The organism is Vibrio sp. 10N.286.48.F5 (assembly GCF_041469785.1).
Lineage (GTDB): Bacteria > Pseudomonadota > Gammaproteobacteria > Enterobacterales > Vibrionaceae > Vibrio > Vibrio crassostreae_C.
On sequence record NZ_JBFRLG010000014.1, the window covers coordinates 1 to 22,176 of the forward strand.

The 22,176-nt window shown below is 44.6% G+C and carries 20 protein-coding genes; 7 read left to right on the top strand and 13 right to left on the bottom strand.

Annotated elements, in window-relative coordinates; genetic code table 11:
* Nucleotides 1-165: 165 nt before the first annotated feature.
* Nucleotides 166-576, top strand: a complete 411-nt coding sequence (locus AB4185_RS10240; RefSeq protein ID WP_017060262.1) for an H-NS family nucleoid-associated regulatory protein — start codon at nucleotides 166-168, stop codon at nucleotides 574-576.
* Nucleotides 577-770: 194 nt separating this feature from the next.
* Here the strand turns inward: AB4185_RS10240 and AB4185_RS10245 are convergent, their stop codons facing one another.
* Both AB4185_RS10245 and AB4185_RS10250 read right to left on the bottom strand, forming a co-directional pair.
* Nucleotides 771-2,075 (bottom strand): inosine/guanosine kinase, encoded by a 1,305-nt coding sequence (locus AB4185_RS10245; RefSeq protein ID WP_017060261.1) that lies wholly within the window; start codon nucleotides 2,073-2,075, stop codon nucleotides 771-773.
* Nucleotides 2,076-2,177: 102 nt separating this feature from the next.
* On the bottom strand, nucleotides 2,178-2,447 hold the full coding sequence (locus AB4185_RS10250; RefSeq protein ID WP_371720809.1) for a hypothetical protein: 270 nt from the start codon (nucleotides 2,445-2,447) through the stop codon (nucleotides 2,178-2,180).
* Nucleotides 2,448-2,651: 204 nt separating this feature from the next.
* Here AB4185_RS10250 and mnmA point away from each other — a divergent pair, with 204 nt between their 5' ends.
* The 3 genes from mnmA (at nucleotide 2,652) to purB (ending at nucleotide 5,963) form a co-directional block, all read left to right on the top strand.
* Nucleotides 2,652-3,788, top strand: coding sequence for a tRNA 2-thiouridine(34) synthase MnmA (gene mnmA, locus AB4185_RS10255; RefSeq protein WP_372058556.1), 1,137 nt, complete (start codon nucleotides 2,652-2,654; stop codon nucleotides 3,786-3,788).
* Between the two features lie 43 nt (nucleotides 3,789-3,831).
* Entirely contained in the window at nucleotides 3,832-4,449 is a 618-nt protein-coding gene (gene hflD / locus AB4185_RS10260; RefSeq protein WP_017060259.1) for a high frequency lysogenization protein HflD, read from the top strand.
* Between the two features lie 143 nt (nucleotides 4,450-4,592).
* On the top strand, nucleotides 4,593-5,963 hold the full coding sequence (gene purB, locus AB4185_RS10265; protein WP_372058557.1) for an adenylosuccinate lyase: 1,371 nt from the start codon (nucleotides 4,593-4,595) through the stop codon (nucleotides 5,961-5,963).
* 314 nt (nucleotides 5,964-6,277) lie between these two features.
* On the opposite strand, the gene htpX is transcribed toward purB, so the two are convergent.
* On the bottom strand, nucleotides 6,278-7,141 hold the full coding sequence (htpX, locus tag AB4185_RS10270; protein ID WP_372135422.1) for a protease HtpX: 864 nt from the start codon (nucleotides 7,139-7,141) through the stop codon (nucleotides 6,278-6,280).
* A 277-nt stretch (nucleotides 7,142-7,418) separates the two neighbouring features.
* Here htpX and AB4185_RS10275 point away from each other — a divergent pair, with 277 nt between their 5' ends.
* Complete coding sequence (locus AB4185_RS10275; protein ID WP_017060256.1) at nucleotides 7,419-7,586, top strand: hypothetical protein; 168 nt, start codon at nucleotides 7,419-7,421, stop codon at nucleotides 7,584-7,586.
* Between the two features lie 114 nt (nucleotides 7,587-7,700).
* Here the strand turns inward: AB4185_RS10275 and bioD are convergent, their stop codons facing one another.
* From bioD to bioB, 4 genes are read right to left on the bottom strand one after another with little or no spacing between them, the layout of a single operon-like run.
* Complete coding sequence (bioD, locus tag AB4185_RS10280; protein ID WP_372106193.1) at nucleotides 7,701-8,384, bottom strand: dethiobiotin synthase; 684 nt, start codon at nucleotides 8,382-8,384, stop codon at nucleotides 7,701-7,703.
* Entirely contained in the window at nucleotides 8,381-9,184 is an 804-nt protein-coding gene (gene bioC / locus AB4185_RS10285) for a malonyl-ACP O-methyltransferase BioC (RefSeq protein WP_017060254.1), read from the bottom strand. The genes bioD and bioC overlap by 4 nt, the downstream gene beginning before the upstream one ends.
* Nucleotides 9,185-10,396: an 8-amino-7-oxononanoate synthase gene (gene bioF / locus AB4185_RS10290; RefSeq protein WP_017060253.1), complete on the bottom strand. Its 1,212-nt coding sequence runs from the start codon at nucleotides 10,394-10,396 to the stop codon at nucleotides 9,185-9,187. It abuts the gene before it with no gap.
* Nucleotides 10,383-11,435: a biotin synthase BioB gene (bioB, locus tag AB4185_RS10295; protein ID WP_016792500.1), complete on the bottom strand. Its 1,053-nt coding sequence runs from the start codon at nucleotides 11,433-11,435 to the stop codon at nucleotides 10,383-10,385. Before bioB ends, bioF begins: the two co-directional genes overlap by 14 nt.
* Nucleotides 11,436-11,594: 159 nt before the next feature.
* Between bioB and bioA the strand changes: the two genes are divergently transcribed.
* Complete coding sequence (gene bioA, locus AB4185_RS10300; protein WP_372058558.1) at nucleotides 11,595-12,872, top strand: adenosylmethionine--8-amino-7-oxononanoate transaminase; 1,278 nt, start codon at nucleotides 11,595-11,597, stop codon at nucleotides 12,870-12,872.
* A 124-nt stretch (nucleotides 12,873-12,996) separates the two neighbouring features.
* Here bioA and AB4185_RS10305 read toward each other — a convergent pair whose 3' ends face one another.
* The 6 genes from AB4185_RS10305 to lrp all read right to left on the bottom strand — a co-directional run bounded on the left by AB4185_RS10305 (nucleotide 12,997) and on the right by lrp (nucleotide 20,867).
* Nucleotides 12,997-13,263, bottom strand: coding sequence for a DksA/TraR family C4-type zinc finger protein (locus AB4185_RS10305; RefSeq protein ID WP_017060251.1), 267 nt, complete (start codon nucleotides 13,261-13,263; stop codon nucleotides 12,997-12,999).
* Between the two features lie 221 nt (nucleotides 13,264-13,484).
* Complete coding sequence (gene serS / locus AB4185_RS10310; RefSeq protein ID WP_017060250.1) at nucleotides 13,485-14,792, bottom strand: serine--tRNA ligase; 1,308 nt, start codon at nucleotides 14,790-14,792, stop codon at nucleotides 13,485-13,487.
* A gap of 142 nt (nucleotides 14,793-14,934) precedes the next feature.
* A complete protein-coding gene (locus tag AB4185_RS10315; protein WP_017060249.1) occupies nucleotides 14,935-16,290 on the bottom strand; it encodes a replication-associated recombination protein A in 1,356 nt (451 codons plus the stop codon).
* A 64-nt stretch (nucleotides 16,291-16,354) separates the two neighbouring features.
* Nucleotides 16,355-16,951: an outer membrane lipoprotein chaperone LolA gene (gene lolA, locus AB4185_RS10320; RefSeq protein WP_017060248.1), complete on the bottom strand. Its 597-nt coding sequence runs from the start codon at nucleotides 16,949-16,951 to the stop codon at nucleotides 16,355-16,357.
* 75 nt (nucleotides 16,952-17,026) lie between these two features.
* Nucleotides 17,027-20,209 (bottom strand): DNA translocase FtsK 4TM domain-containing protein, encoded by a 3,183-nt coding sequence (locus AB4185_RS10325; RefSeq protein ID WP_372106192.1) that lies wholly within the window; start codon nucleotides 20,207-20,209, stop codon nucleotides 17,027-17,029.
* A 163-nt stretch (nucleotides 20,210-20,372) separates the two neighbouring features.
* Complete coding sequence (gene lrp, locus AB4185_RS10330; RefSeq protein ID WP_004734558.1) at nucleotides 20,373-20,867, bottom strand: leucine-responsive transcriptional regulator Lrp; 495 nt, start codon at nucleotides 20,865-20,867, stop codon at nucleotides 20,373-20,375.
* Nucleotides 20,868-21,023: 156 nt separating this feature from the next.
* Here lrp and ald point away from each other — a divergent pair, with 156 nt between their 5' ends.
* Nucleotides 21,024-22,148, top strand: a complete 1,125-nt coding sequence (ald, locus tag AB4185_RS10335) for an alanine dehydrogenase (protein ID WP_102332952.1) — start codon at nucleotides 21,024-21,026, stop codon at nucleotides 22,146-22,148.
* Nucleotides 22,149-22,176 lie beyond the last annotated feature (28 nt).

The window sequence follows — 22,176 nt, forward strand, 5'->3', positions numbered from 1 at the left end:
ATTCTTAATAATTATTATAAATTCAATAGAAATACTGCTCTGAATTTTCAACTATTCATCTCACTTTTATATTTAAATATGTAATAGAAGAAATACTATTTGTTTTATTCCTAGGCTCTGTTTATTATTAGGAAGATTATTTAGTTTACCTTGATGGAAAATATCATGTCTGAATTAACAAAAACTCTATTAAATATCCGCAGCCTTCGTGCGTTCTCACGTGAATTAACTCTTGAGCAACTTGAAGAAGCGCTAGACAAGCTGACTATTGTTGTACAAGAGCGTCAAGAGTCTGAAGCTGAAGAGCGTGCTGCTAAAGCAGAGCAAGAAGCTAAGCTTTCTGCTATTGCTGAACAAATTGCAAAAGACGGAATTGATGTTGCCGATCTTATTGCTGCACTTTCTGGTGAAGCAAAATCTAAAACAACAAAAGCTAAACGCGCTCCTCGCCCAGCGAAATACAAATACGTAGACGCAAACGGCGACGAGAAGACTTGGACAGGTCAAGGCCGTACGCCTTCAGCTATCCAAGAACAGCTAGATGCTGGTAAATCTCTAGAAGAGTTTGCTATCTAAACATTTAGTTTACTTAGTGAGTAATCAATTACACGCTAAGCGATAGAATTAATATTTAAGTCGACCCAAGTATTATTTACGACTTCAATATATTCAGAAACAAAAAAGGCTCCTTTCGGAGCCTTTTTTATATTTGTACTATCAGTATTAGAAACCAACTGATACTGATAGTACTACTGATTAAAGAAAGTAACTTATCTTTCCCAGTACGCTTCTTCTAGGCTATCTTCTCTTTCAGGAAGGCCACGAGATAAACGTGGAGAGTGTTGAACCAACACTTCATAGCTAGCACGGTTAGAATATTTACAAACTTGTGAGAACGAAGAGTACGTCAAGAATGAATGTTGGTGTTTACTTGAGTTTGGCACGTTTTCTTTGTGGTACTTATTAGCAGCCATATCATGTAATAAAGCTGATAACGCAGCATCACCTGCACCATTGGTATTTTTGATCTTTTCTGGTCCACCCATGTATGGCGCAATGTGCGAATACACTTTAGTTGGGTTTTCACATAAATCTTTATGCGCAGGACGGCTAAATTCAAAACGGTTGAATTCCGCAATTGAACCTGGAAGTAAAGGCAGTGACGTTTCACGCTTAGCTGCATCTTCTGTATAACCAGCCATAAATAGGCCAACAGGTCCCGCAGTACATAGAACAAGGTCTACCCAGTCTAGCGCTTTATCTGATGCAGCCAGTGGATCGCTTTCACCCGTTAACGCTTCAGCTTCGTCTTCATTCATTGCAACAACCGTTACGTGTTGCTCAAGGAAATCTTTCCAGAATTCTGGATCATCTTGAATAACGAACTTAGTACCTAGTGTAAGAACGACTGGCACATCGTATTTCTTCGCGTATTCGATCGCTTTCATTGTTGCTTCAGGCATCGGGTCGCCTGGCTTACAGCGAACTAAATAAGCCGTTAAAACTAAAGCAGAAGCACTTTTGAAGATTTTTTCAGGAATGCTTTCTGGTTTTAATTGGTTCATTTGTCCTTCGCTAATTGCGAAAGTACGTTCACCGTCTTCTGTAATTAATGCAAAGCAGCGACCAATTGCGCCATCTACCCCTTGTAAATGGTTCAGATCCATTCTGCTTGATGTATTACATAAATAGCGATAACCGTAACTACCAATCTTAATATCTTGGCTCATTACACCTAACAGTGTAGAACGGTCATCCGCTAGCACTGAATAGTTGTGTAATGTGTTACCAATTGTGCCACCAGCGTATTCATTGGTAATCAGGCACTGCTCTTTTAATTCTTGATACAAAGATTCAGCGGCTGCGTCGCCAATAACCAGTGAATGTCCCTTGCTCAAACCATACTTCTCAATAAGTTCAGAACTCACCTTTGCTTCAATATCCACCAATGTTTGGTCAATACCGATAATATGAGTGCGTGACATTCTTTTACTGCTTTGAGCTTGGCTCACTAGAGGATCACGAGCGTGAACCGGAAAGTAGTGCTTTGATTTACGTTGTCCAGGGAATTTCATAGGGCTAGTCTAAGTCAAGGGGAAATAGGTGGCGGATTCTACCGCGCTATATTTAACGCGGCAATCTTTCAAACTATAGCAAACGTTTGCTGAAGGTTTTTTTTATTCGGCTTCCATAAAGCTTAAATCAGGCAGCATACCCAAATGCTCTGCGTAACGTTTTTGATTAAACTCCGCGCCGTTTTTCATAACGTCAAATACTTCAATTGCCAGTGCACATGCCATAGCCGCAATTGCTTCTTCACGTGGAGTGCCTGTCATCATTAAACGCATCAACGTCTCTTTCACTTTCACTGGTTCGCCATCTTCAAGCTGGTTCTCGATGATCTCAATCAGCTCTTCTTCTTGCATAAATTCATTTTGTTCAGACATTTTTTTATCTCAGGTCTTGGATTTCGAGCGACTATGCCACATATACTTCTGACATCATAGCGACTCACCTCGCTCTCATGCGATTCTCTAACAAAGTCAGCGCACTATTTGTGCAAATGAAACTGTGATTCCGGTCTCGGATCTGTCACGGCGTTTCTCTTTCTGTTAGAATCTGCGACCAAGTAATAGTAACGGTGTTTAGACATGTCAGATATCAGCTCTGGAAACAGCGAAAAGAAAGTAATTGTCGGTATGTCCGGCGGTGTAGATTCGTCAGTCTCGGCGTATCTTCTTCAGCAACAAGGCTATCAGGTAGAAGGCCTTTTCATGAAAAACTGGGAAGAAGACGATAACGAAGAATACTGCACGGCAGCTGAAGATCTTGCTGATGCTCAAGCGGTATGTGACAAACTAGGTATCCACCTTCACACTATCAACTTTGCTGCAGAATACTGGGACAACGTATTCGAATACTTCCTTGAAGAGTACAAAGCAGGTCGTACACCTAACCCAGATATTCTTTGTAACAAAGAAATCAAATTTAAAGCATTCTTAGAGTTTGCGGATGAAGTGCTAGACGCAGACTACATTGCGATGGGTCACTACGTTCGTCGTACTTTCCCAACTCAAGAAGAGCTTGATGGCGGCGTAAAACCAGAAATGCTACGCGGTCTAGACAGCAACAAAGACCAAAGCTATTTCCTATACACGCTAAGCTCAGATCAAGTGGCACGCAGCCTATTCCCTGTCGGTGAATTAGAGAAGCCAGAAGTGCGACGTATTGCTGAAGAGCAAGACTTGATCACAGCTAAGAAGAAAGATTCAACAGGCATCTGCTTTATCGGTGAGCGCAAGTTCACTGAGTTCCTAGGCAAATACCTACCAGCACAACCGGGTAACATCGAAACACCTGAAGGCCAAGTGATTGGTCAACACCAAGGTTTGATGTACCACACGCTAGGTCAGCGTAAAGGCCTTCATATTGGCGGCACTAAAGGTGGTGGCGGTAACGAAGAACCATGGTTTGTTGGTGAAAAAGACCTTAAGCGTAATGTACTTATCGCAGTACAAGGTAAAGACCACCCTCTTCTGAAATCAGAAGGCTTGATCGCATCTCAACTTCATTGGGTAAATCGCACACCAATTACTGAAGTTATGACATGCACGGTAAAAACACGTTACCGTCAAACAGATATTCCTTGTACAATCATCCCAATTGATGATGAGAACATTAAGGTTATTTTTGATGAGCCACAAATCGCAGTGACCCCAGGTCAATCTGCAGTGTTCTACCAAGGCGAAGTATGTCTTGGTGGTGGTATCATCGAAAAGCGCATCTAATCAATCAAACGACAAACGATAGAAGACAACTAGGAGTTACTACGTGGCTAATACACTTTATGACCGTACTATTGCTTTCGCCGGAATTTGCCAAGCTGTGGCTTTGGTTCAACAAGTAGCGAAAGACGGCCATTGTGATAAAGATGCCTTTGAAGCTTCACTCAGTGCCATTTTAAATACCAACCCATCGAATACCGTGGGCGTATTTGGACGTGAAGCGAACCTAAAGCTTGGCCTTGAGTGCTTAGTAAAAGGTATCGATAGTACTCCAGCAGGTAGCGATATCACGCGTTACATCATCAGCTTGATGGCGCTTGAGCGTAAGCTGTCTTCTCGCAACGACTCTATGTCTCAGCTTGGTGACCGCATTCAAACTGCAGAGCGCCAAACTGAACACTTTGATCTGTTTGACGAGCAAATGATCAGCAACCTTGCAAGTATCTACCTTGATGTCGTCAGCCCTATCGGCCCTCGCATTCAGGTTTCTGGTACTCCGTCTGTACTTCAGCAGACATCGAGCCAACATAAGGTTCGCGCACTGCTTCTATCAGGGATTCGAAGCGCTGTGTTATGGCGTCAAGTTGGCGGTAAACGTCGCCACCTTATCTTCGGTCGTAAGAAGATGATCGAGCAGGCTCAAATCCTACTAGCTCGAATGTAGTTTATTAGCTCGCGCCTCGTCGCGAGCTTGTTTTTTGTATCAACACAACTCTCACGCAAACGATTGCGCAATGTGCGTGACAATTGAGATTGTTACTGGTATAAACCTCTCAAAATTTAGAAAACTCAATTCAGGAGAACACCATGGAACTGTCAGCATTGACTGCTGTTTCACCAGTAGACGGCCGTTACGGAAGTAAGACTATTGCATTACGCAGCATCTTTAGTGAGTTTGGACTACTAAAGTACCGCTCTATCGTTGAAATTCGTTGGTTACAAAAGCTTGCAGCAACTGATGCAATCAAAGAAGTACCAGCGTTCAGTGCAGAAGCTAACCAGTTTCTTGATGAACTAGCCGCTAACTTCAGCGAAGAAGATGCTCTACGTATCAAAGAGATCGAGCGCACGACTAACCACGACGTTAAAGCGGTTGAGTACTTCTTGAAAGAGAAAGTTGCTGGCGTTCCTGAACTTCACGCTGTAAACGAATTTATTCACTTTGCATGTACTTCTGAAGACATCAACAACACCTCTCACGCGCTTATGCTTAAAGAAGCTCGTGACACAGTGATTCTTCCAGAAATCCGTAACGTAATTGATGCTATCAAAGCACTTGCGAACGAGTACCGTGATATTCCATTACTGTCTCGTACACACGGTCAGCCAGCTTCTCCTTCTACTATGGGTAAAGAGATGGCTAACGTTGCGTACCGTATGGAACGTCAATACAAGCAAATCGAAAACGTTGAGATCCTAGCGAAAATCAACGGTGCTGTAGGTAACTACAACGCACACCTTTCTGCATACCCAGAAGTTGAATGGCACCAGTTCAGCGAAGAGTTCATCACTGAATCTCTTGGCGTAACTTGGAACCCGTACACAACTCAAATCGAACCTCACGATTACATCGCTGAGCTGTTTGATGCTGTTGCTCGTTTCAACACAATCCTTCTGGACTTCGACCGTGACGTTTGGGGCTACATCGCTCTTGGTCACTTCAAGCAGAAGACTATTGCTGGCGAAATCGGTTCTTCGACAATGCCGCATAAAGTTAACCCAATTGACTTCGAAAACTCTGAAGGCAACCTTGGTCTAGCGAACGCAGTATTCAGCCACCTTGCACAAAAACTTCCAGTTTCTCGCTGGCAGCGTGACCTTACTGACTCTACGGTTCTTCGTAACCTAGGTGTGGGTGTTGGCTACGCAATCATTGCATACACTTCGACTCTGAAAGGTATTAGCAAGCTTGAAGTTAACCGCGCTGCGCTACTTGCTGAACTAGACAAGAACTGGGAAGTATTGGCTGAACCAGTACAAACAGTAATGCGTCGTTACGGCATCGAAAAACCATACGAGAAGCTAAAAGAGCTAACTCGTGGTAAACGTGTAGATGGCGAAGGCATGCGTGCATTCATCGATGGTCTTGAGATTCCTGCAGACGAGAAAGTTCGTCTGAAAGAGATGACTCCAGCAAACTACATCGGTCAAGCAATCGAGCTAACTGACAAGCTGTAATATTCGAATTTCGAATCGCAGAATAGACTAAGGCTTCCCATGTGGAAGCCTTTTTGTTGAGCGGAACAAAGTGTATTGAGCACAAGAGACGTCAGCAAAATAATACAAAGCAACCCAGTATCATTACCCTACTCATCTCAATCCGTGCGATATCAACCAATCAATATCGTAATGCTTCATCACCAGTAACCCTCTATCGCCAGACACCTATTCCTCGAATACTTACTGTCTTAGATGCCAAGATCAAAAAAGACCTCCCGAAGGAAGCCTTTCAAATGTATCTTGTCGATTAGCGACTGAAGAATACGTAGCGATTACATGTTACGTAGAGAAGCAATACGCTTGTCTAGCGGCGGGTGGCTCATTAGAAGCTCTGTTAGAGACTTCTTACCGTTGATACCAAATGCCATCATAGAACCTTGTAGTTGTGGCTCATGGCTCACCTTTAGACGCTCTAGCGCTGCAATCATCTTCTCTTTACCCACTAGGTTCGCTGCACCTGCATCGGCATGGAATTCACGATGACGGCTGTACCACATCGTAATGAAGCTTGCTAAGAAACCAAATACCAATTCCAACACCATAGACACACCGAAGTACACCATCATGTTGCTGCCACCCTCTTCTTCGTTGTCATTCGACGCAACAATGTTGGCGATGAAACGAGATAGGAAGATAACGAACGTGTTCACTACACCTTGCATTAACGTCATGGTCACCATATCACCGTTCGCGATGTGGCTCACTTCATGCGCTAATACTGCTTCAGCTTCATCACGCGTCATGTTGTGCAGCAGGCCTGTTGATACTGCTACCAATGAATCGTCACGCTTAGCACCTGTCGCGAATGCGTTGATGTCTGGCGAGTCGTAGATCGCCACTGTTGGCATACCAATACCAACTTGTTGAGATTGACGGCTTACCGTCTCCATCAACCAATGTTCTGTTTCGTTACGTGGGCTTTCAATGACCATGCCGCCTACCGAGCGTAGCGCCATTTTCTTCGACATCATTAATGAAATGAATGAGCCGCCAAAACCAAATACCGCAGCCATCACCAATAAACCTGAGAGGCTACCGGGTTGCATACCTGTAACTGCGTATACAACATTAAGAACAACACTTAGTACCAATACAACCGCTAGGTTAGTTGCAAGGAACAACATTACTCGCTTCATTACTTATCTCCGCATGAAAGCTGTTTTTATAAAACTTATTGTTATAGACAAGGCAGACAGCAATAGATTCCAACCTTGAAGACTTATACTTACTTATACATATAGTCTTAGATTAAGAAAACAAGGTTAAGCATTAAATTGCAACATTTGATTACGAGACCACATCCGAATTAAATACACTCTATTAGACCTAAGTCGTATGGTGTCGATATAACAATCCGTTTACAGTGACTTCAGATGATTTATTGTCTAGTCCATGTACAAAAAGGAAAGGATCATGGTTGAAGGTACTAACACTCAAATGGCTATCGATTTACTGTGCTGTCACCTAGGGATTACTGAAGAAGAAGCGAAAAAGCAGGTTGGAATCCTAACACCGCAAACGGCACAGACAAAAATCACAGAAACTCAGCAAGCTTTAATGGGACTGACTAAAGAACATTAGTTCTAAGCTTGTTTATTAAAAGACCGGTTGTTTATCAACTCAAGGTCTAAAGGCTTAAAATAGCAAAAGGGCTGCAATCGCAGCCCTTTTCTTATTTAGTACATAACGTGGTAATTAAAGCGCAAGCAAAGGCTGCACATCAATGTACTTACCAATGTTTTTAGACTTCGCTTTTGGGACGTAAGGGATTTCACCTAACTTAGGTGCACCTAACTTATCTTCAAGCATCGCAATAATATCTGCGTAGTGCTCAGTACCTGGATTGATACGGTTTGCGACCCAACCTACTAGGTTTAGGCCATCAGCACGAATCGCTTCTGCCGTTAATAGAGCGTGGCTCAAACAACCAAGTTTAATACCCACAGTCAGTACCACTGGCAGTTGCTCTTTTTTAACCCAGCTAGAAAGATATTCATCGTCTGAAACCGGGACTCGCCAACCACCAGCACCTTCAACTAACACGATGTCAGAGTTTTTCTTATGCTCTTCTAGCTTCGCTGATAATACCGCCTCATCAATTACAACACCATCATGCTTAGCAGCGATGTGAGGCGATGATGGTAGCAACAACGCGTATGGATTGACGTCTTCGTAAGCAATATCTTGCGTCGCCGCTTCTTGAAGATGCAGTGCATCACTATTACGTAGTCCTTCAGGGAATTTTTCACTCCCTGCAGCAACTGGCTTGTAACCAATTGTTGATAAATCTTGTGCGGCCAAAGCTTGAAGAATCGCTTTTGAAACCACAGTTTTTCCCACTTCGGTATCCGTACCTGCAATGAATAATGCATCAATCATAATTGAATAACCCCTAAACAAACTTGATATGTTGCTGGTAAGAAACCTTGATGGTTCTTAAACTCTCGATATTCCCGATCAACAAGCTGCAACATGCGACGACTTGTTAAACCTTGTGAGCGACCACTTACGTGATTAGCGCCGATACCTTTAAGGTCGCGCATCAGTTCAAACGCAGTGTCGTACCAAACGGTGATGGTGGGCAAGTCTAGTTGATGAACGGTACAGCTAGATTGCGCTAACGCAATTTTTACCTTATTGATTGTAATAAAATGGTTAACGTGTTGATGTGCGTCAATTTTGGACCACGACTTTTTCAGTTCAAACAGCGACCCATCAAGCAAAGTTGAGAAAATAACACGCCCACCAGCCGCTGTAACACGCTTCATCTCTCTCAAAGGCGACGACAAATCGTCACACCATTGCAACGCAAGGCTAGAGAAAACGATGTCAAAGCACCCATCTTCAAACGGCAATTGTTCGGCATCGGCTTGTTGATATAAAGATACAGATGCACCACACCGCTTCTCTGCTGTTGCTAGCATTCCAACAGAAAGATCAGCGCAAACCACTTCGGCGCCTCGTTTTACAAGTTGCTCGGAGAAATAGCCAGTACCACAACCTAGATCCAGCACCTTAAAGCCTGACAGATCGCTGGGTAATTTATCCAGTAATCGATGGCCAACATCGCGTTGAAATTCAGCGTGTTTGTCATAGGTTGTTGCCGCTTTACCAAAGGCTTCGGCAATCGCACTCTTATCTTGGCCAACGTAATTATGCACTACTGCTTCTTGTGACATTTACTGAGCCTCTTTATTTGATTCAAAGCTTGGATGGATACCCGGTTCAGTGCTTAAGTCGATGTTTCGTTCAATGGCTTGATGCAACGACCTGGTTAACTGGAGAATCTGTTTTGGGCTATGGTTAGCTGTTAACGTGATTCGTAATCGAGCAGTTCCAGCAGGTATGGCTGGCGGCCTTATTGCGGTCACCCAAACTTGGTTTTGCTTTAACTCTTCAGCTATTGATAATGCCGCTTGTGCTTCACCTATCACAAATGGCTTAATCGGAGTCTGAGTATCCACAAAGCCTTTCAAGCCGCTCACCTGCTCTGCATAGAGAGACCCTAACTCAGTCAGCTTTTCTCGGCGCCACTCTTGAGTTTGAGTCATCTTACAGGCATGAGATAAAGCCACCGCTTGTGAAGGTGGCATCGCCGTCGAGTACACATGATGACGAGCAAACTGAGTTAAGTAATCACCCACTTCTGACGAACAAAGAATCGCAGCACCAGAAACGCCAAATGCTTTGCCAAAGGTCACCACCAAAATATCGGGGGAGATTTGTGCTGCACTGCAACTCCCAGCTCCTTTATCACCTAATACGCCGATACCGTGGGCATCATCAACCGCCAACCAACTGTCGTATTGATGAGTCAGGTTAGATATCTGGCTGAGAGGCGCTTGATCGCCGTCCATGCTGAATACGCCCTCAGTGACGACCAAGGATTGTAGAGATCGGCTTAATAGAGACTCTAGATGCTGCGTGTCGTTGTGTTTAAAGCGTTTCATGGTTGCATGAGAAAGCATCCCCGCTTCCATCAAAGAGGCGTGATTAAGCTTGTCTTGCAGCAGAGAGTCGTCTTTTTCGAGCAGAGAAAACAACAAGGCTTGGTTCGCACTGAAACCAGAACTAAAGAGAATCGCACGTTCAAAGCCCAACCATTCACACAGCTGAGCTTCTAAATTTCTATGAGCAGGACTAAAACCCGTGACCAATGGCGATGCCGCACTGCCAGCACCATAAAGGGAAAGCCCCGCTTGCCACGCCTCTACCAATTCAGGGTCGTTCGCCAAGCCTAGGTAATCATTACTCGAAAAATTAATAAAGCGAGAACCTTCGCAATTAAGCAAAGGACCATTACTGTTTTCGAGCACTTTAAGTTGACGAGTTAGCCCCTGCTCACGGCGTTGAACAAGGGCATCTTTGATACGGGATTTAAACAGTGGCATCGTAGAACATGTCATCTTTCGTTGGACGAGCAGCAACGCGCTCCACTACTTGATCTAACAGTTCGTTTTCTTGAATTTCATCAGGCTTCTGAGCCACTTGTTGGCTGTTGATGCCTAACTTCTTAAACAGCTGCATGTCCGTGTCTTCATCTGGGTTTGGCGTAGTCAGTAGCTTACAACCGTAGAAGATAGAGTTCGCGCCAGCCATGAAGCACATCGCCTGCATCTGTTCATTCATATTCTCGCGACCTGCAGATAGACGAACCGCTGACATTGGCATCATGATACGAGCAATCGCAATCAACTTAATGAAGTCAAAAGATTCAACATCATCGACGTTTTCCATCGGTGTGCCTTTCACTTTCACGAGCATGTTGATTGGCACACTCTCAGGGTGTACCGGAAGGTTCGCTAGCTCTACCAGCAGGCCTGCACGGTCATTGGTACTTTCGCCCATACCAATAATGCCACCAGAACAGATCTTCATACCGGCATCACGTACGTGAGATAGCGTATCTAAACGATCTTGGTAAGTACGAGTGGTGATGATGCTGCCGTAAAACTCGGGAGACGTATCAAGGTTATGGTTGTAGTAATCCAAGCCTGCATCCGCTAACTCGCCAGCTTGATCAGGGGTTAACATGCCTAGTGTCATACAGGTTTCTAGACCCATACCTTTCACACCTTTGATCATATCAGTCAAGTGAGGCATATCGCGTTCTTTCGGGTTTTTCCACGCCGCGCCCATACAGAAACGAGTCGAGCCCGCGTTCTTGGCTTTTTGCGCCGCATCCAAAACACGCTCTACTTCCATTAGGCGTTCTTTGTCGACATCCGTTCGGTAGTGAGCACTTTGAGGACAATACTTACAGTCTTCAGGACAAGCACCAGTCTTAATCGATAGAAGCGTACTCACCTGCACGTGGTTGTGCTCTTGGTACTGTCTATGAACCACTTGAGCTTCAAACATTAAATCCATAAACGGTTTTTCAAGCAGTGCTGTTACTTCAGCAACTGTCCAGTCATGACGAACTTCCACGTGTCGATCCTTTTTTATTATTTGATGTTTCATCTCTATCAATAGAGATTGCATTTATGCTTGGCTAGTCTACCGACAAGCTTTAGACTGTCAACACATTGATAATATCAAAAGTTTACATATGGTTATTTTTTAACCGCACCAAGAATGGAAGTTACTATGGATCTCGCCTTTGATCGCCAGCATATCTGGCATCCCTACACATCAACGTTAACGCCTCTGACCTGCTATCCAGTCACCAACGCAGACGGTGTTCACCTAGAATTAGAAGGCGGAAAACGAATTATTGATGGTATGTCATCTTGGTGGTCAACCATCCACGGCTACAATCATCCAGAGCTAAACGCTGCAGCTCATAGTCAAATCGATAAGGTTTCACACGTTATGTTTGGTGGCATCACCCACCAGCCCGCTATCGATCTATGTAAGAAGCTTTTGAATCTCGCGCCAAGTAATCTTGAGCATGTATTTTTGGCCGATTCAGGTTCAGTTGCCGTAGAAGTTAGCCTAAAAATGGCACTGCAATATTGGCACGCTAAAGGACAACCTCGTTCAAAGTTCCTCACACTAAGAGATGGCTACCACGGTGATACCTTTGCGGCGATGTCAGTGACCGACCCTGACAACTCGATGCACAGCCTCTACAAAGGCTTTTTACCGGAACATATTTTCGCTGATTCACCAAAAACAGGCTTTTGGGATGAGTGGAACTCAAGTGACATCGATAGTTTTAAAGAAAAGCTGGCAGCACACCATCAAGAAGTCGCAGCGGTGATCTTAGAGCCAATCGTTCAAGGGGCTGGTGGCATGCGCATCTACCACCCTGAGTTCCTAAAACAAGTTCGCTTACTGTGTGATGAATTCAACGTATTGCTGATCTTGGATGAGATTGCGACCGGGTTTGGCCGTACAGGGAAACTATTCGCTTGTGAGCATGCCGATGTTCAACCGGACATCTTATGCGTAGGCAAGGCTTTAACTGGTGGCTATATGACATTGTCAGCGACGCTTGCGAGTAAGGAAGTTGCTGACACGGTATGTGGCGGTGAAGCAGGCTGCTTTATGCATGGGCCAACCTTTATGGGCAACCCATTGGCTTGCGCAGTCGGTGCGGCAAGTTTATCCATCATCGAGCAAGGTCATTGGAAAAATCAAACTCAACAGATCGAACAGCTTTTCTCTGAGTTGCTACCACCATTGCGAGAGCATGATCTTGTCAAAGACGTTCGCTGGTTGGGCGCGATTGGCGTCGTTGAAACCCACACACCTGTCGATATGGAAACCATCCAAGCTCACTTTGTAGAGCAAGGCGTTTGGATCCGTCCGTTTGGTAAGCTAATTTATATGATGCCTCCGTTTATTATCAAACCACAACATATTGAGCAATTGGTCGCTGCTATCGACACTGCATTACAAAATACTCATTGCTTTAAATAAGGCGTTTATTGCTCTAAACAAGAGCGACGATTATTTCTATATATCTTCATTAATAAATCATTTAATTAAACTAAAAGGCCTTACATAAAAGTAAGGCCTTAACTGCTTGAAGGTAACCGTCAGTTTAACGTAATTGGCTATCTTTACTTGCTCGACGGTTAAACAATGAATGTCGATGTGCGTCATGCTCTAATATTGACTGACATTCTATACACAAACGAACGCCTTTGATCGCGCGTCGTCTTTGTTCCGGAATCTCATCACCACACTCATCACAATAACGCAAACCCTCACCACCTCGAAGGTTTCCTCTTACACGAGAGATCTCATCATCAATGGTATTTTGTATTTGCTGGCTGACACTATCGTCACCAGCCCATCCTACGGCCATAAGCCCTCCTCAGTATTTGAACGAGAAAATCTATACCTACCGCGGTAAGAGCATATTATAGCCACATTTAAGGATTGTAATAATTATCAAAATCAATAAAACACTATTACACATAGGTAACAAAAATTATTTATTTCTCGCCACTGCACTATTCTATAGGCAATAAAAAACCCAGCCTGTTGGCTGGGTTTTATAAGTAACCTAATGCTTAATCAATCTAATTAACCGATGTGCGTTACGCCGCCCATGTATGGTTGAAGTACTTCTGGGATAGCAATACGGCCATCTGCTTCTTGGTTGTTCTCAAGGATAGCAACCATAGTACGACCAACAGCAAGACCAGAACCGTTTAGTGTGTGTACAAGTTCAGGTTTTTTCTCGCCTTTACGACGGAAACGAGCTTGCATACGACGCGCTTGGAAATCCCACATGTTTGAACAAGAAGAAATCTCACGGTAAGTCTCTTGTGCTGGAACCCATACTTCTAAGTCGTAAGTTTTCGCAGAACCGAAGCCCATGTCACCTGTACATAGAATCACTTTACGGTAAGGAAGCTCTAGAAGTTGAAGTACTTTCTCAGCGTGGCCAGTTAGCTCTTCAAGCGCTGCCATTGAGTCTTCTGGCTTAGTGATTTGTACTAATTCAACTTTATCGAATTGGTGCATACGGATAAGACCACGAGTGTCACGACCGTAAGAACCCGCTTCAGAACGGAAACACGGCGTGTGGGCTGTCATCTTAAGTGGCAGTTCAGCTTCATCAGTGATCGTGTCACGAACCATGTTCGTTACCGGTACTTCCGCAGTAGGGATAAGCGATAAAGTCTTAAGAGGTACGTCACTTACTTGCTCAGTTAGCGGGCTTGTGTGGAACAAGTCTTCGCCGAACTTAGGAAGTTGACCAGTACCGTAAAGGCTATCGTGGTTCACTAGATACGGTACGTACATTTCTGTGTAGCCGTGCTCATCAGTGTGAAGGTCCAGCATGAACTGAGCAATAGCACGGTGTAGACGTGCAAATTTGCCTTTCATCACGATGAAACGAGAACCCGAGATTTTAACTGCGCTAGCAAAATCAAGACCGCCAGACATTTCGCCAAGATCGACGTGATCTTTCACTTCAAAGTCGTAAGTCTTAGGTTGACCCCAACGAGAAACTTCTACGTTATCGTCTTCATCTTTACCATCTGGCACTTCTGCATCAGGTAGGTTAGGAATAGACATTGTGATCGTTTCTAGCTCAGATTGAAGATCAGCCAATGCTACTTTAGCTTGGTCTAGTTCTGCGCCTAAGTTGCCTACTTCTGCAAGGATACGCTCAGCTTCTTCATGGTCGCCTTTTGCTTTCGCTTGACCAATGGACTTCGATCGAGAGTTACGTAACGCTTGTAGCTCTTCAGTTTTCATCTGAAGGGACTTACGTTTTTCTTCAAGTTCACGAATTGTCTCTACATCAAGGGTGAAGCCTCGACGTGCTAATTTTGCCGCTGTTTCATCCAGCTCAGCTCGAAGTAATTTAGAATCCAGCATTGCTAATCCTATGCTTTAGTTATTTGAATATTCAGTAGCTTGCTACTGAATCACTGCTAAACCCCTAAAACTGGTGTTATTTCGACCAATTTATAACGATTTAATTGAAATTTTATGACTAGGTAACGATATCCAAAAAAGACTACTTTTCATAGCGTTTTTGTGGGCTTTTTGCGTCCAAATCCGCCAGATAATCTAGCTTCTCGCCAATTTTGGTCTCTAAGCCTCGTTTTGTTGGGAAATAGTATTGCTTCTCTCCCATTTCAGGAGGCAGATACTTTTCACCAGCGGCGTAGGCTCCTGGTTCGTCATGAGCATAACGGTATTCTTGCCCGTAGCCCATGTCCTTCATCAAAGTTGTCGGTGCATTTCGCAAATGATGCGGCACTTCATATTCAGGAAGATTGTGAGCATCTGTTAACGCTTGCTTCCACGCGGTGTAAACGGCGTTACTCTTTGGTGCACATGCGAGATAAACAACCGCCTGCGCAATCGCACGCTCCCCTTCAGCAGGGCCAATGCGCGTGAAGCAATCCCAAGCCGACATCGCTACCTGCATGGCGCGAGGATCAGCGTTACCGATATCTTCAGAAGCAATCGCCAGCAAGCGTCTAACGATATACAAAGGATCACACCCCGCAGCAATCATTCGTGCTGACCAGTACAAGGCCGCATCAGGGTTTGAGCCACGAATTGACTTATGAACCGCGGAGATTAGGTCGTACCAAATATCACCCTTGTTATCGAAACGAGCGACTTTCTCACCAGCCACTTCAGCCAACAACTGCAAGGTTATCGCTTTCTCGCCTTTATCGTTGTCTTCTGCCATGTCATACAGCAGTTCAAGGTAGTTAAGCGACATACGCGCGTCGCCGTTAACCAGTTCTGCAAGGCGATCTAAAACATTATCAGCAAAATCAACAGGCACATCACCTAACCCACGTTGCTTATCTTCAATCGCTTGGCGAATGACAAGAGAAATATCATCTGTGTTCAGGGACGTCAGTTTGTAGACACGCGCACGTGACAACAAAGCGTTGTTCAGTTCAAAAGATGGGTTTTCTGTCGTCGCACCAATAAAGGTCACGGTGCCATCTTCGATATGAGGCAGAAAAGCATCTTGCTGACTTTTGTTAAAGCGATGGACTTCGTCCACAAACAGGATGGTTCTGCGCCCTGCTTGCTTGTTCTCGCGCGCTTTTTCAATTGCAATACGAATGTCTTTTACGCCCGAGGTTACCGCCGATACGCGTTCCACTTCAGCATTCGCATAGTTTGCTGCAACTTCGGCTAACGTCGTTTTACCGGTGCCCGGAGGCCCCCACAAAATCATCGAGTGGATATGGCCCGCTTCCAACGCTCTGCGAAGTGGTTTACCTGGGCCTAATATATGCTGCTGACCGATGTACTGTTCGACAGTTTCCGGTCTCATACGAGCAGCAAGGGGACGAAAATCTTCGTCCCCCGCAAAATCTAAGCTGTAATTACTCAATTGCAATCTCTTGATTCGTTGATGGCATTAATGCCTATCGACGTACTACCAAACGATCTGCTTGTTTAGATCAGTTTCTTTGGTCGTCGACCTCGACACCTTCCGGTGCCACAAAAGTAAAGCGGTCTGCTGCAGGTTTACCCAAATCAACATTGCTAAAGGTAAACTCACCTTTTTGACCGTCTTGTTCAATCACATTAAAGCCCTGAACAATGCCCTTTTCGGTGATATTAATCTGGAAGTCACCCTGATTAGAATCGACAGCAGTTGGCGTTAGCGTGAATTGGTTACCCGTTTGCGCCACATTATAATTATCCCAATCACTTTCTTGGTTACGTGTAAGCAGGACAAAAGGTGTCTGTGATGTCGCTTGCTCTTGCCAATAAATGCTCACTTGCTCAATGAACGGGCTGTAGTACCACAAGCTTTGGCCATCAGATACCAACAAGTTTTCATCAGGGAACGTGGTCTCCCAGCGGAACAGGCTTGGGCGTGCAATCTCTACCGTGCCCTCACCTTCCATAACAACATCACCATCAGGGCTGGTCACGACTTGTTTAAAGTCAGCGCTGAAGCCTGCGTTTAATGCCAAGCGGCTACTCAACTCTTCTTTCGGAGAAGCAAACACTGAGAAGCTCATAAATAAAAGTGCGAATACTTTTTTCATCAATAATCCTGTTAGAACATAAGTCGGTCATATTTTCGATTTGACCGACTGAATAGTTATGAGTTCCTACCGGAACTAATCTTTTGGTGGCGCTGGTGCTAAGACTTCTCGGTTACCGTTATGACCTGGAGCACTTACGATACCTTGAGCTTCAAGTTGCTCGACAATACGTGCAGCACGGTTGTAGCCAATCTTGAATCGACGCTGTACGCCTGAAACTGAGCCACGACGTGAATGAACAACGTGTTCTACCACTTGATCAAACAGAGGATCGACCTCTTCATCACCTTCCATCTTCTCACCCGGAAGCAAGGTTTCTGGGGTTTGTTCGCCGTTGGTGATTTCATCAATATAGTTTGGCTTACCACGCGCTTTCCAGTTATTCACGACTGCGTGTACATCGTCATCAGATGCAAAGGCACCGTGAACACGAGTTGTATGGCTAGAACCAGGAGGCAAGTAAAGCATATCACCCATGCCCAATAGTGATTCCGCACCACCTTGGTCAAGGATAGTTCGTGAATCCGTTTTAGTTGATACCGTAAAGGCCACACGGGTTGGAATGTTCGCTTTAATAAGACCAGTAATAACATCCACTGATGGACGTTGCGTCGCTAGAATCAAGTGAACACCCGCCGCACGTGCTTTTTGTGCCAAACGTGCAATCAGTTCTTCAACCTTCTTACCAACCACCATGATTAGGTCGGCAAATTCATCAACGATAACCACAATGTAAGGCAGTTTCTCAAGCAATGGCGCTTCTGGGTCCATGCTGTCGCCCGGCTTCCACAGTGGATCGTGAATTGGGTGACCCGCTTCCGCTGCCATCTTAAGCTTATCGTTGTAACCTTTAATGTTACGAACGCCTAATGCTGACATCAGCTTATAACGTCGTTCCATCTCGCCAACACACCAACGAAGGGCGTTCGACGCATCTTTCATGTCGGTTACCACTTCAGACAATAGATGAGGAATACCCTCATAAACCGATAGCTCAAGCATTTTCGGGTCGATCATGATGAAGCGAACATCTTCCGGTGATGCTTTGTAAAGCATACTCAGAATCATTACGTTCACACCTACCGACTTACCAGAACCGGTTGTACCTGCAACCAGAACGTGAGGCATTTTCGATAGATCAGCAATAACGGCTTCACCAGCGATGTCTTGTCCTAGAACCACTGTCGTTGGCGATTTCGCTTCTTGGAACTGAGGGCTAGCAACCACGTCTGAGAAGAATACCGTTTGGCGACTCATATTCGGCAGTTCTAAGCCAACATAAGGTTTACCCGGAATCACTTCTACGACACGTACTGCCAATGCAGAGAGCGAACGCGCTAAGTCCATAGAAAGGCCAGAAATACGGCTTACTTTCACGCCCGGAGCCAGATCGAGTTCAAATCGAGTGATTACTGGGCCAGGGAAAATATCAACCACATCGGCTTTGATCTTGTAGTCCGCTAGCTTAGATTCAACAAGACGAGCAATTGCCTCTAGCGCATCACGGTCAATAAAGGTTTCACGCTTTTCAGGGTGGAATAACAATTCAAGCGTGGGTAATGGCTCAGCAGGCTTAGGTAAATTAACGTCTTGTTGAACCAAGAACGGGTTCTGCGCCGCTGCCATATTCGCTTGTGCTTCAGAAACAATGCTTTGGAATGCGGCGACATCTTGATCTTGATCTTGATCTTGATGCGCAGGTTCTTCTTCCGTTACTTCTTCCCAAGGAAGATCAACAGTTGGCTCTAGGTTTTGTGCTGTTGGCTGTTCAGGTTCTGAATGTTCTTCTTGATAAGGGAAAGGTTCAAACTGTTCTTCGATTAATGCTGCGTCAGCTAATTCAGCTTCAGCCTGTTCTGATTCAAGCTCTGAGCCCTGTTGGTAGCTTTGCTCTTCCGTAACATCAAACGGTGAAGGTTGTGCAGAGAAATCGTCTTCCACGGTTGCTTCTGGCTCGCCCATAGGTGAAGCGTATAAAGATTCAGGTTGAACATCTTCAGAACCAAATTCGCCATTTACTTGTGGTGAGCTATCTAATTCTGGTTCAGCACTTCTAAGGTCAGCATGAGCAGGGCCAACTTCTGGTTGTTCGTTCTGCATGTATTGTTGGTAAGCAACCTGAGAATCATGCGCGTCAACCTGATCTTGTTCTGCTAGGTCATCTTCATACATGGCCGCATTTTCTAGCTGCTCTATCGTTGCATTCAACTGTTTAGAGCGCTCAATACCTTCTTCTAGCGGTTCTTCTGGCGCTTGGTAAACAGCTGCTGCAGGGATCGTTTGCTCTGACTCAATTACCGCTTGAGGCTGAACCTGAGGTTCTTCATGAACAGGAGCTTCTTGTTTCGCAGGAGCATCGACAGGCATATGAATATTGTAATGACGCTTCGGCGATGCAGCATTGTCTCGCGCATTTGTCGCCACGTCTGCCGACTCATTGGTCGCAGAAAAACTCATCGCAGGATCTAGCGGATCATGCTCTGTTGATTCTTTGTTGCCTTCTATAGCAGGAACATCGCGGTAAGTTGGCGCTTGATGCTGCTGATGACGTTCTTCGATTAAATCGCGGTCTGCTGATTCTCTTAATTGAGGCTCAAGCAGCTCTTGGTCTTGGCCACGAGCCTTATTAACAGTAGACGTGAAGAATTTGATGGCACATTCACCCAACCATTCCACAATGCTTAGCCAAGAGATACCGGTTAATAGAGTGAAACCAGCACCCCATAAGAAAAGAAGAACCAGCGTACTACCAAGAACATTCAACGTTGGAAGTGCAAGGCTTGTTAAAACGTCACCTACCACGCCACCGGATGAAAAGTACCAGATGTCGTCAAAGTTGATATCCGCTAAACCACAACTCGTAAGAATTAGGATAGTCAGGCCAAGTAAGCGAGTGCCCCACAGCATGAAGTCGATCTGCTCGTCTTCATTACGTTTGCGGAATAAAACCCACGCAGCAACCGTCACTAAGATAGGCAGAGGGTAAGCCAAAGAGCCAAATACGAAGAAAAGCGTATCCGCCAACCAAGCACCTAGGTAGCCACCCGCATTTTGAATGTCACCACCCCACGCCGTTTGCGACCATGATGGGTCTGCAGGACTAAAAGTTAATAACGCAACGGCAAGTAGAATAGAGAAGAGAACACCGAGAATCAGACTGCACTCTTTGAGACGTTGAGAACCACTCAAACGAGGAGACTGAGGCTCTTCACTCGTTTTAATGATTGTTTCTACTTTATTACTGCTCTGCTTGAACATAAACCAACTTAATAATTAAACGGGATAAAAACATCTCGAGCGGCCAAAGCCGCTCGTTTCAATGAAACTACTGTTGATTTAACCATATCAAACAGAAAAACCCAATTCCAGAAAGCAAGAAAGCGGAACAAATGTCCGCTTTCTTTCATTTCACCAATTGTGACTAACGAGTTTTAATCACAAGTTGATTGGTTTGTTTCACTTCTTCCATTACTACGTAAGTTCGAGTGTCGTTTACGCCCGGTAGACGAAGTAACGTATCACCCAGTAGCTTACGGTAAGCACCCATATCAGATACACGTGTTTTTAGAAGATAGTCAAAATCACCCGACACTAAATGACACTCTTGGATGTCATCCAGTTTCTGCACAGCGGTGTTGAATTGTTCGAACACATCTGGCGCACCACGGTTCAATGTAATTTCAACAAACACTAAAAGTGAAGCATCAAGGTACTGTGGGTTCAGCAACGCTGTGTACCCAGTAATGTAACCTTGACGTTCTAAACGACGAACACGTTCAAGACATGGAGTTGGAGAAAGTCCTACTCGTTTTGAGAGTTCAACGTTTGAGATACGACCGTCTTTTTGCAACTCATTAAGAATGTTGCGGTCAATACGATCTAGTTCCTTGGACGGCTTCTTATAATTGTCTGCCATTTTTTATTCCACCTTATTACTTCCTTGCAAAAAAATATACTACAACTTTTTAATATTCAGTATCAAATTTTATCTAAACCTATCTATACTAGATATTAATTCGACAGAATTACCCTACACATAGATAAAACAACCAAAATAAAATGAGGAGTCAGGATGATCATTGGCGTACCTAAGGAAATCAAGAACCACGAATACCGCGTTGGTATGACCCCAGCTAGCGTGAGAGAACTAATCTCACACGGCCACCAAGTTTTTGTAGAAACCAATGCCGGTACTGGTATCGGTTTTTCAGACGATGATTACATCGCTGTAGGCGCATCCATTCTTCCTACTGCTGCTGACGTTTTCGCGAAAGCAGAGATGATTGTAAAGGTTAAAGAACCTCAAGCTGTCGAGCGAGCTATGCTTCGCGAAGGGCAAATATTATTTACCTATTTACACCTTGCACCAGATTTTCCACAAACTGAAGAGCTTATCAAGAGCAAAGCTGTCTGCGTAGCCTATGAGACTGTAACAGATAATATGGGTCGCTTGCCACTATTAGCACCAATGTCTGAAGTAGCTGGTCGTATGTCTATTCAAGCAGGTGCACAAACATTAGAGAAATCTAACGGTGGTTGTGGTCTTCTTCTTGGTGGCGTTCCAGGTGTTGAACCAGCAAAAGTTGTTGTTGTTGGTGGCGGTGTTGTAGGTGCTAACGCAGCACGTATGGCTGTAGGCCTTCGCGCTGATGTTACAATTCTTGACCGTAACGTAGATACACTGCGTCGACTTGATGAAGAATTCCAAGGTCGCGCAAAAGTGGTTTATTCTACTGAAGACGCCATTGAGAAGCATGTTCTAGAAGCAGACCTAGTAATTGGTGCAGTACTAATTCCTGGCGCAGCAGCTCCAAAATTGGTTACAAAAGAGCACATCGCTAAGATGAAGTCAGGTTCAGCAGTTGTTGATGTTGCAATCGACCAAGGCGGTTGTTTCGAGACTTCTCACGCAACCACTCACGCAGACCCAACTTACATTGTTGATGACGTAGTTCACTACTGTGTTGCAAACATGCCTGGCGCTGTTGCTCGTACTTCAACTTACGCACTAAACAATGCAACACTTCCTTACATTGTTAAGCTAGCGAACAAAGGCTACCGCGAAGCACTTCTATCTGATGAAGGCTTCCTAGAAGGTCTAAACGTTATTCACGGTAAAGTAACTTGTAAAGAAGTTGCAGAAAGCTTTGACCTTGAATACGTAGACCCAGCAGAAGCAATCGCAATGTTTAACTAATGATGTAATGACTAACTGAACGCAATAA